Below are 11,022 nucleotides of genomic sequence, written 5' to 3'. Positions count from 1 at the left end.
CCCGAACTGGACTCGGCAATCGCCGATCGCTCCGGTTCGGGGTGTTGTTCGTTCCTCGGGGTGAGGCGAAAATTGCTCGACGGGGCAGTGTGCGATCAAGATTGACTTAGCGATCCTGCTCCACGCTGCCTGCTCCCAGCCGACCGAGCAGGCGTTGCCAGCGTCCCTGCCGCTCTTGCTGCAACGCGGTCATCCGGGCGATGATGCGGGCCTGAGCCTCCCGATAGTCTTCGGAAGGTCCCGGTGCCTCGGCAGGTCGTCCGGGGTCGATCGGTTTGGAATCGACGGTCTGCTTGATCCCGAGTTGAGCAGGGGTAGCCGTGGCCGCGGCCTTGCGTTGCTGGTCAAGTTCCCGACGCAAGGCGCGTACCTCGCGGGTCAGACGCCGGATCTTCCGCATCTCGCGATCGACGAGCCCTTGCTGTTCGTGATGAAGCCTGGCGAAGACGGCCATCATTTCCATCATGGACTGATGATATTGATCGAACAGATGCTGCTGCATCGCGTTGAACTGGTCGATCAAGGGAGCAATCATCGACTCGGCCAGGCGGGTCAGCTCGGCGTGCTCGGGGCGTTCGACGGAGACGGGAAGCGAGACGTTTGTCGGTACGGGCAGCGCAGGCCGCTCGATCAGAGCGGGAAGCTCGGCCAGAGGCTCAGGGGGATGCGACGGAGGGGACGATCCGTTGGATCGAGGAGGAGTGAACGGCAGGCAACTCGCCTCGGGGATCGGTCGTGAGTTTGAAGAGACGAGGCGAACGGTGAAGCGATCGCGGCCGATGCGGAGCAAGGATGCATCATCCAGCCGCGTCCAGGGGACGGGACGATCGTCGACTTCCACCCCCCCGCGGCCCAGGAGATCAACGACCCAAAGTTCGTGTCCGAGGCGGATCAGGAGACAGTGATAGCGAGAGACGCTCAAATCGCTCAGCCTGAGGTCGCACTCGGGGGCGCGCCCGACGAGGGTAAAGAGGCGATTGATCTCGTAATCGCGTTGTGCTGGCCTGCCCTGACCATTCGGTTCGAGCAGGACGCGCAGATCGGTTGCAAGAGCCGGGCTCGACGTGTCGGACGGGTTGTGAGTCGCGAAGGTGGGGGCGAGCGCGGGCAAGCCGATGCGGTAGGGGCCGATCTCGACGAACTGTCCCGGTTCGATCCATCCCGAACGGCGCGATCGGCCATTCCATGCAAGCGCGGAGCGGCTGCCCAGGTCGAGACAATACGCTCGACTGCCGATGACTTGCACAAAGGCATGTCTGCGACTGATCTGGGGATGATCGAGGATCAGATCGGCCGGGGACGTGCGGCCAATGAGGGCAAACGGGCGGGGCAGACAATGCTCGATCGGTCCGTGCCGGCTCCGATGCCAGACCAGGAGTCGAAGAGGAGGGGCCGAGCCGATTGCGTGCCAGAAGCGATCAAGACCTCGTTGCGTCACGGTGCAGCGCCTCGGATCAACGGACGACCGGAGGAAACCCACACCATTCTCTCATATCGGTCTGGTTTGCGTCTTGAGCAATGGCCCGAGAAACGACGGATTTTCCGAATTGTGAGGCGAAGGAAGGAACGTCGCCTCGATCGAGCAGATCGTGGGTCGAGATGAGATCGGCCGAGACAGGTCAGCAGAGAAGCGAGGAGGGGGCGGGGTCGACTCGAACAGGGTGTCCGGCTCGGAGGCCGCGAGGACCTCCGGCCGGACGAGATCGGAATCAGATCAGATCAGCCCTTTGACGACAGCGGCGAGGGATTCGCCGGTCTCGGTGAGGCTATAGAAGTTGTTCTTTCCCTGGCGACGCGGAGCAATGATGCCGCCGTGGCGAAGCAGGGCGAGGTGGTGGCTGACGGCGGGCTGACTCTGGCTGAGCTGCTCGCAGAGTGCACCGACGTGGCGCTCACCTTCGGAAAGGATCAGAATGACCTGAAGTCGGGTCGGATCGCTAACGTGCTTGAGCAGCACCGATGCGCGGCGGGCCTGCTGCGCCCGCAGATCGGCTTCCTTCTGGCTCTTCTTCGAAGCCGTTGCGGACCGGGATGCGGACCGGGTCGCCGTCTTTGTCGCGGCCATGGTGAGGATCCTCCAGGAGGGGTGGACTCTGCCGTTGCCGGAAAACGCATGCAGAGCCGAGTGATAGTGAAAGGAGAGGCGTTTCTCACGAACGAGGTACGTACATTGACGATTATATCACCGGTTCGTCAAGAAACAACATCAGATCACACTTCGAACAAGTTGTTGGTGATACCTGAAGTCCTGAGAGATGATTTTCTCAGGACTCGTGATGAAATCGGACTACGTCGAAAGTGTGAGAGCAGAGCGTTTTTGGCGGCCATCGCCATGCGCTTCTGGGAGGAGTATATCGACTCGTGCTTGTTTTGCAAGACGTTATCCAAAACGATTTAAGATTTGCGGGTTTGCGACCCCGTCGAGCATGCTCACAGGTCGGCGTCTTCGATTCTCGGGTTCGTCGAACGCTTTATATGTGTTGGGTAATGGAATCAGCGACCCTCAGCGCATTCTGTTCGTTTGTTCGTCAAGGGTACTTCGTCATGTTCCCATTCGCATCCCAAAATCACGAGAGGCCGCACGATGGCGATTCACGAATACTCAGGCAAGAAAAGGCGAGTGTTCGAGCGATTGACGCATGTCTGTTTCGTACCCGGTCGGGGTAGAACGGGTGCTCAGTGGCGTTGATCGGTTGGGAAGGCGACGATGGATGCCCGCCATGCTCACGGGCCGGTGGTGTCAAGCAGTTGTCGGACCTGGCCGTACAGCTCCTCGGGAGTCCAGGTGTTGCCGAGTTCGAGGCGGGCCAGGGTGCCGTCGGGAGCGATGACCGAGGTGCTGAGGCTATGCACGATCTGGTCGGTCATCGGGGCGTACGTCAGCCCAAGAGGCGCGGCCACCTCGCGAAGCGCCTCGTGATCAGCCACGGCGAAAGTCCAGAGAGGGGGTTGAGCACCGACCCGCTGGGCGTGTTCGGCCAGGACTTCGGGCGTATCGTATTCCGGGTCGAAGCTGACGGAAAGCAACCGAACCTGGTCGGCGCGATCGGGGGATCGGGCGATTCGTTTTGCCAGCTCGCCAAACTTGCGATCCATCAACGGGCAGTATTCCGGTTGAGGGCATCGTGTAAAAATAAACGTCAATACGACCACATGTCCCTGTAATTCCGAGAGCCGTAAGACTTCTCCATTTTGCGAGGTCATCACAAGGTCGGGCACAGCCTCACCGGGTTCGAGCGTGGGGGGGGGCGACGGCGTGGCGATGGGGTCGGCTCCGGGAGGCCGGGGGGGGGCGGGACGGGTGACGACCAGATCGACGAGTTCGAGCCGGGTGATCTGGCTCTGGTCGTCGTAATCGACTTCGAGCAGGCCGCTCACCTCGTCGTCAACGATCACATCCTCCAGGAGGGTCAGGTCTTCCAGGCGGAAGTCCATGAGCATCGGCGGCATCAGGTCGGGAATGTCTTCATGGGCGATGCTCACGACGCCCTTCTCGGTATCGACGGCTCGGACCACTCCATCAAGCTCAAACGTTTTTGTGCGGGGAGCGACTTCAGGAGCGCTTGTCCCACAGCCAACGGCCAAGAACAGGGAGTTGAGGATCAGCAGACTCGACGCTCGGCTGGGGAAGAGGAGACGGGGCATCATCAGGGCGAGGCTCGTCGAGGCGTGGATTCGCGTGGATTCCAAACGGACACATCCTTAGTGTAATCGCTCCGCGACCTGATGATCAAGATTCGAGAGGATCCTAAACTGTGTTCATCTCTCATGATTCAAACACGCGGGAGCGATGGCCAGGCGGGATCGCTCGCCGCGCAAACATCCATGCGTATGCCCCGTCGTGGACGTGGTGATCTCAACCGCTGGCACGGGCGGTTCCTTCAACCCTGATGGGCGTTCCGGGGAACCATTGGATGAGGCCGGTGCTGGGTTCGGAGACGGCGGCTGAGAACATCCATCAGTAGGGAAATTGCTCGGAGAGTGGCGTTGCCGAAAGCTCGGAGAGGAATCCGGCGAGGCGATCGACGACGATCTCGGTGATGGCCTTGCCTTTCTCGGCGGTGGCAGGGTGAGGATTGCCGGCGCCGGAGTTGGTGGTGAGCAGGTGCCAGGGGCGGGTGATGCCGACCCACCCTCGGTTGATGGCCTCGAAGCGGGTCGCGGCCGTCGCGCCGTCGTCGGCCTGGTCCATGTGGACGAGGTCGGGAAAGTGGGCCAGGCCCATGCTGGTTTCCAGTTCTCCGGCGTGATCGCCGGCATCTTCGAAGATCTGGCCGTAATGATCGGCGGCGACCTGATACCAGTTGCAAAGAAACAGGTGAACCGGCGATTTTCCGAACGATTCGCGCAAATACCACTTCAAGTCGTTGCCGCCGTGGCCGTTGAGCAAGACGCACTTGTGCACGCCATGCGTCGCCAGGGAGTCGACCAGATCACCCACAACTCGGGCCAGGGTTGACGGGTTGAGGTTCATAGCCATCGGGAAGCGCATCTGGTTGGTTTCGGTGCCGTAGGGCAGGGCGGGGAGCAGGACGACCCGCGCCCCTCGATCGGCAGCCCGCTGGCAGGCGAGGCGGCCGATGACCTCAACCTGAAACGTATCGGTGCCGTAGGGCAGGTGCAGGTTGTGCGGTTCGGTCGCGCCGAGCGGCAAGACGGCGACCTCAAACGGGGGCGAGTCCTTGATCTCGTTGTAATTCAGGTCGGCCAGGTTCCAGCGAGTCATGAGCGCGATGATCTCCTGAAGCGGGGGCAACGACCGATCGAGGGAAAGGTGATCGGCCTTGGGCAGGGTGCGACTGGCGACTCATTGTAAGTCGGTTTGGGTCCTGATGCAGGATGGCGGACTCAAGGGACGCGAAGGCGTAACGATCGTTCGGCGTGACTGTCCCAATTTCCGCGCCGAGTTTCTACAATCAGAGATCGTGACGACGAAACACGCTTCAGGAGACCGCTTGAAGCGATCCCGGGCCGTGGGGCACCGGAGCGCCAACGGAGTCGGTACCGATCGAGGTATTTTCATGACCCGAAAAATCCGCTTACAAAAGCCGGGAAGTGATCGTCTCCGGGCGAGCCTCGAACGGGAACTGAACGATCAGCAGCGGGCCGCGGCCACGGCTCCAGACGGTTATAACCTGATTCTGGCAGGGCCGGGATCGGGCAAGACGCGTGTGATTACGTATCGAGTGGCGTATTTAATCGCCCGGGGGGTTCCTGCGGAGTCGATTCTGCTCGTGACGTTTACGCGTCGGGCGGCCCGGGAGATGGTGGCTCGGCTGGAAGGCTTGATTGGTCCGAAAGCGGTGAAGGTCTGGGCGGGGACGTTTCATCACATCGGCAACCGCATTCTCAGAAAAGCGGCGCGGGTGGTCGGTTACGATCCGAACTTCACGATTCTCGACGGAGAGGATCAGCGCGATCTGATCAAGCTGGCGATGGAGGATGCCGGGCTGGTCGGCTCGGGCCGATACGCGCCGAAACCGGCATCGGTGCAGCACCTCATCAGCTTCGCCTTCAATACCCGACGCCCACTGGCCGATCTGGTGGCCGAGCGATTTCCCGACTGGTTCCAGCTCACCGAGCAGGTCGAGGCCGCCGCTCAGGCCTACGCGAGCCGGAAGCGGGCGACCAATTGCATGGATTATGACGATTTGCTCGGGCTCTGGGCGAGCTTGCTGAACGATCACGAGGAGCAGCGGGCTGCCCTGGGTCGAACCTTCCGTCACCTGCTGGTTGATGAGATGCAGGATACGAACCTCGTGCAGGTCGAGTTGGTCGAGGCGATCGCCCGGGCCGGGGCCGGGAACCTGACGGCCGTCGGAGACGATGCGCAGTCAATCTACAAGTTTCGGGGCGCTCACTACGACAACATCCTCAAGTTCGCCGATCGCAACCCCGAGGCCCGCGTCTTCCGCCTGGAGACGAATTACCGATCGACGCCCGAGATCGTCGCCTTCACCAATGCCTCGATCGCACAGAACCGCTCGGGCTTTCCGAAGACCCTCGTGTCGCATCGGCCGGGAGGGCCGAAACCGCTGGTCGTGGGTACGGCCGATGCCTACGAGGAGGCCGAGCTGATCTGTCAGCAGGTCCTCGAATGGCGGGAGCAGGGGATCGAGCTGTCTCGGATCGCGATCCTGTACCGGAACCATCACGACTCGATCCTGGTCCAGGGGGAACTGTCTCAGCGAGGGATTCCTTACACGGTGCGGAGTGGGGTCCGGTTCTTCGAGCAGGCACACATCAAGGACGTGCTAGCTTACCTGCGCGTCCAGGCGAACCCGAAGGATGAGCCGGCCTGGGCAAGGTTGCTGCCGCTCTTACCGGGGATCGGTCCGGCGAAGTCGGCGGCGATTCGGGCTCGCTTGATGGCGTCGGAGAATCCTCTGGCGGCGCTGGAGACTCCCGAGGCGATGGCCCTGGTGCCGACCAAGACGCGAGGGGAATTCGCGGCGTTCGTGGCCGACCTGCGGGCGATCCGCAAGGCCGAGCCCGAGGCGAACCCGTCGGCGGCGATCCTCGCGGTGCTCCAGGGGGGCTATCCGGCGGTGGCGAAGGCGCGGTACGAGAATCACGACCAGCGGCTGGCCGACGTCGAGCAGCTCTCGGTGCTGGCGGCGCGGTACGATCATCTGGATAAGTTCATCGCCGATATGTTGCTTGCAGGGGACGTCTACGGGATGGACTCACTGGGAGAGGACCACGACGACCCGAGCGAGCAACTGGTGCTCAGCACGATCCACCAGGCGAAGGGGCTGGAGTGGTCCCGGGTGATCGTCCCCCGGCTGGTCGAACACGGCTTCCCCGGCGACCGGAGCCTGGCCGAGTCGGGGGGCGAGGACGAGGAGCGCCGGGTCTTCTATGTCGCCGTGACCCGGGCGATGGACGAGCTCTGGCTGGTTTACCCGCTGATGGTTTCGAGGCCGGGGCAGGGGAGCATCATCACCACGCCGAGCCGCTTCATCACCGAGGTTGATCCCGATCTTTACGAGGTGGCCGACATCGAGAGTGAGAACGACCTGGCCTGGACTGAAGGCCCCCGGATGTAGGGTCGGAGCGTTCGGAACGAGCCAGGATGGGGGCAGCTCATGAAGCTGGGACTAATTGCGGACATTCACGAGGATGTGGATCGCTTGCGGCAGGCCCTCGACCGGCTCCGCGAGGCCGGAGCCGACCGCTTGGTCATGCTGGGCGACGTTGTCGAGATGGGGCATCGGCTTTCGGAGACCGTGACATTGCTCCGGGAGGCGAGGGTGCCCGGGGTCTGGGGCAATCACGATTATGGGCTGTGTGTCGACCCTGGCGAGGAGATGAGGACCCGCTATGGTCCCGAGGTCCTGGCGTACATGGCGACCTTGACACCGCGTTGGATCGAGGGCGAGGTGCTCGTCCAGCACGTCGAACCGCGCGGGAATCCGGAAGAAGTGTTCGACCTCTGGATGTTCGACGAGTGGCCGCCGACTGCGGAACAGCTTGCGGCCGACTTTGCCGGCTTTTCCCAGCGTCGAGCCTTCGCGGGTCATCGGCATTGCTGGAGGGCCGTGACTCCCGAAGGGCCGTTGCCGTGGGAGGGACACGAACCGCTTGCCTTGCCGGCCGATCGGCGATGCGTGGTGATTGTTCACGCTGTCGCCGATGGCTGGTGCGGGCTCTACGATGCGGGTGAGGACGTGATCATTCCCCTCCGGCTCGATTGAGGTCGAGCGCCCGGTTCATTCAGGAGGTTGGTGGCTCGGGAGGATCGGGGCGGCTCTGGCTCCGCTGATAGGATCGGTGCTTGGCGCGTTTCGTCATCCGAGCGTAATCGCGGGCCTCGAGTGCTTCGATCGTGCCTTTGAGATTCGCCATCTCCTCCTGGGTGAGCGGGGTGACCGGCGAGCTCGCGATCAACTGCTCGGTGCGCAGTAGGGCATATCTCGTGAAGCCGTAATCGCCCCGATCTGCCGCGGCCGCGGCCTCTTTCTGGGCTCGGGCGGACATGAGGAGCACTTCCTGCTCGACGACCGAGGCGTCTTCGGGCATCGCGCTCCACCATTCGATCGGCATGACCTCGGGGGCGGCGTAGTGCGTCTGAGACTCGCGCCGGGTCTCTCCTTCGGGAGACTCCCAGGAGAGCCGGAGCGAGCAAAGCGGCCCCGCCTCGGATCGGGGGGGGACGGAGAGCCGGAGGAAGACAAGGATCGGAATGCCGGCGATGAGGTTCGGCAAGGCCAGTTCGCCCTCGGGCAGGCGTTCCAGGTCGTTGAGCACGTCGGACAGCACCACCCCCTCGGCCGGCTCGACGGCGAGACGGACTCCTCGGCCGAGGGTGGCCATCAGGCCTTGCAGCTCCGTCTGGAACATCGCGGAGAGCTGCACCGGTGATTCGACATAAAAATAATTGCCGTCACCGAATCGGGCCATCGCCTCGAGCAGGTCCTCGTTGTAGTCATTCCCGAGTCCGAGCGTTGTGGTGCTCACGCCTCGCAGGCTGGCGCGTTTGGCCTCCAGGGCGATCGTGTTCGGGTCGGTCAGGCCCTGGTTCGCCAGTCCATCGGAGAGGAGCAGGACCCGATTCAGGCCCTCCTTGATCCGATTCGATTCGACCTGTGCCACCCCCTCGGCCCATCCGCCGTGCAGCGCCGTCGAGCCGCGGGGGACGATCTCGGCGATTGCCTGGAGGAGGGCCGGCTTGCGAGTCGCCGGGGCGTTTGGGGCGATGGTCACGACTTCATGGTCGAAGATGGTGATGCTGACGCGGTCTTCAGGCAAGAGCTGTTCGACCAGCAGATGGGCCGCCTGACGAGCGTAGTCGATCTTGCGAGCCTCTCCCATCGAGCCGGAGCGGTCGATCACCAGCCCGAGGTTGAGCGGGGGACGCCTGGGCGATCCTTCCGGTTTCGGGGGCGTGATCCGCACCAAGAGGTCGAGCGTCACGGTTGCATCGTGACAGACGGCAGGCCGGCGCGGGGTAAGCTCGATCTGGGGGGTGAGCATGGCGATCCTCCATCCTTGCAGAGGGTCCAGGGACCAAACATTCCGGACGACAGCGCATTGCGAGAGGTCGGGACGGACTCCGAGTCAGAGACGATGCTCGCATCGGAAATCGGGAAGAGATCGGGGAAAATCGCACGATGATGGGATTGATGCCGGGCTCGTGTGGCGAGGCATGATGCGGCCGCCGCAGCTCGGCTGATTCCATTGCAGTCGGGTTGACGTGTCGGCACAAGTGTCTGGGTGTTCCGTGTTGATCTCGGAGGACGAGCGAGGGGAGATCGGCTGCGATGGAAAGATGCGGTCTCGATCCGTAAAATAGCTGCCAAGTCATGAGCGGGTGCGCGATGTCGTTCGTGCGTTCGCGTTCGTTGACGGATGAGGAGCCACCAGATGCCCCCGTCTCCGATCGGCCCCGAATCCGTCGGCCCTGGATCATCGTCAGACGCCGATCGGTTGCTCGATCTCCTGGCCGGCCTGGCCAATGAAGTCAGCATCGAGGATCTGCTCGATCACCCGGCGCTCGACGCGGTGTCGGACGAGCAACTCGACCGGGCGGTGCGATTCGGAATTGCCAATCTGGCCAGCCCCCGGGGTGCGGCGGCCCTTCGGCTTGTTGAAGCGCTGGGCGACCCCGACCTGTACGATGCACTGGCCGATGCCTTGCTCGATCAGCCGGACCTGGCGGTCGATCACCTGTACCAAGCGATCGAGGTCCTGGAAGGGACCGGCCGGATCGAGGCCAGGCCCGAGCTCTTTACCCTGCGCGAAGAACTGATCGAGGCCCTCGACCACGACGATGCGAGCCTGGAAGGACTGATTGACCAGATCGAGGAGGAGCCCGAGGACGTCTGGTTCGCGTTGCAGGGGCTGGCTGAGATCGAGCCGGAGGTTCGGGCCGAGATCGTGACCGAGCTGGGCCACGGAGGCGCGATTGGTCCGGGCACGGCCGAGGTTTTGCGATTGCTCTCCTACGCCCATGATCCGAGCCTTCGGCGATCGGCGATCGAGGCGCTTGAAGCCTCCGGCCGTCTGGCCGAGGAATCGGACGGAGAGGACGTTCCGCATCAGCATATCTGGGTCGATCTGGCCGCGCACCATCCCGATCCGGAGGTCGCCGCGAGAGCCAGGCGATGGCTCGGCGGTCGGGGAAGCTCGGGACGCGGCCTGCCTGCGCTGCGGTCGAGGCCGACGATCGTGGCCAGCCTGGTTTCGGGGCTCGACGGCCGGGGTCGAGGCCAGATTGCTTTGGTGGCCGAGGAGCCGGATCGGGACCGTCGGGTGGGGGTTGCCTTCGCCTGCGACGTGATCGGCGGGGTTCGTGAGGTTGTGGGCCGGATCGCGACGATCGCCGACCCGGAACCGGCCGAGTCGCTGCTGGCCGATCTGCGTGCCCGGCCCGATTGCGACGTGGTGGAGGGGCATCACGAGCTGGCGCTTGGCTTGCTCGCCGGGGCCTTGCTGCTGTGCGGTCCCGAGACGACCCCGGCGCTGCGCTACTGGCTGGAGCGGACGATTGGGCCCGAGGTGCGTCCGAGGCCCTTCGCCGGACTGCCGATCGCCGAGGACGACCCGATCGTCGACGTGCCGCCGCCACCGTTTGAAGAAATGCCCGACCGCGTGGCCGAGGTCTTCAATGCCTGCCCGGGCTGGATCGACACCTCTGCGTTGACCTTCGAGCTGGCCGAGGAACTGTTGCTCCGCTGGGATGGAGCCCCGCCCGACCCCGATCGAGACGCCGGAGCCTATCGCTTTCTGTTCGAGCATCGCCTCCGAGAACAGCTCGAACTGTACCGGAGGATGCTCTTCTGGATGGCGTGGTTCTGGCGATCTGCCGGGGCGACCGAGCTGGCCCGATCAGCCCTGACCCTGGCCGATCAGCTTTCCGACCCGCAACATGTGGTGCCCGCCCACCCGTTCACGACGGCCCTGACCTCGCGAAGCCTTGCCGCCGCTCAGCAGGCACTTCGACTCGGGTTCGACCCTCGACCTTCTGCGACCCGAGCCCGGCTCGATCAGTCGTGATCCGAAGCAACCGCGAGGACGTTC

Annotated in this window: 8 protein-coding genes; 3 read left to right on the top strand and 5 right to left on the bottom strand. The window is 63.5% G+C overall.

Going from position 1 to position 11,022, the window contains the following annotated elements; all coding sequences use genetic code 11:
- Positions 1-106: 106 nt before the first annotated feature.
- The 4 genes from HG800_RS17650 to HG800_RS17635 form a co-directional block, all read right to left on the bottom strand.
- Complete coding sequence (locus HG800_RS17650; protein ID WP_169977954.1) at positions 107-1,438, bottom strand: FHA domain-containing protein; 1,332 nt, start codon at positions 1,436-1,438, stop codon at positions 107-109.
- Positions 1,439-1,714: 276 nt separating this feature from the next.
- A complete protein-coding gene (locus tag HG800_RS17645) occupies positions 1,715-2,065 on the bottom strand; it encodes an ArsR/SmtB family transcription factor (protein WP_169977953.1) in 351 nt (116 codons plus the stop codon).
- Positions 2,066-2,724: 659 nt separating this feature from the next.
- A complete protein-coding gene (locus HG800_RS17640; protein ID WP_169977952.1) occupies positions 2,725-3,690 on the bottom strand; it encodes a copper-binding protein in 966 nt (321 codons plus the stop codon).
- A 268-nt stretch (positions 3,691-3,958) separates the two neighbouring features.
- Positions 3,959-4,726, bottom strand: coding sequence for a creatininase family protein (locus HG800_RS17635; protein WP_169977951.1), 768 nt, complete (start codon positions 4,724-4,726; stop codon positions 3,959-3,961).
- Positions 4,727-5,021: 295 nt separating this feature from the next.
- On the opposite strand from HG800_RS17635, the gene HG800_RS17630 reads away from it, so the two are divergent.
- Both HG800_RS17630 and HG800_RS17625 read left to right on the top strand, forming a co-directional pair.
- On the top strand, positions 5,022-7,049 hold the full coding sequence (locus tag HG800_RS17630) for an ATP-dependent helicase (protein WP_169977950.1): 2,028 nt from the start codon (positions 5,022-5,024) through the stop codon (positions 7,047-7,049).
- A 39-nt stretch (positions 7,050-7,088) separates the two neighbouring features.
- Positions 7,089-7,697 (top strand): metallophosphoesterase family protein, encoded by a 609-nt coding sequence (locus tag HG800_RS17625; protein ID WP_169977949.1) that lies wholly within the window; start codon positions 7,089-7,091, stop codon positions 7,695-7,697.
- Between the two features lie 19 nt (positions 7,698-7,716).
- Here HG800_RS17625 and HG800_RS17620 read toward each other — a convergent pair whose 3' ends face one another.
- Complete coding sequence (locus HG800_RS17620) at positions 7,717-8,976, bottom strand: vWA domain-containing protein (protein WP_169977948.1); 1,260 nt, start codon at positions 8,974-8,976, stop codon at positions 7,717-7,719.
- Positions 8,977-9,366: 390 nt separating this feature from the next.
- Here HG800_RS17620 and HG800_RS17615 point away from each other — a divergent pair, with 390 nt between their 5' ends.
- Positions 9,367-10,998 (top strand): hypothetical protein, encoded by a 1,632-nt coding sequence (locus tag HG800_RS17615; RefSeq protein WP_169977947.1) that lies wholly within the window; start codon positions 9,367-9,369, stop codon positions 10,996-10,998.
- The last annotated feature ends 24 nt before the right edge of the window (positions 10,999-11,022 follow it).

The sequence above is a fragment of the Tautonia rosea genome, assembly GCF_012958305.1.
GTDB classification, from domain to species: domain Bacteria; phylum Planctomycetota; class Planctomycetia; order Isosphaerales; family Isosphaeraceae; genus Tautonia; species Tautonia rosea.
The sequence above is the reverse complement of the archived record's forward strand: the minus strand, read 5'-3'. Positions and strand labels throughout refer to the sequence as shown.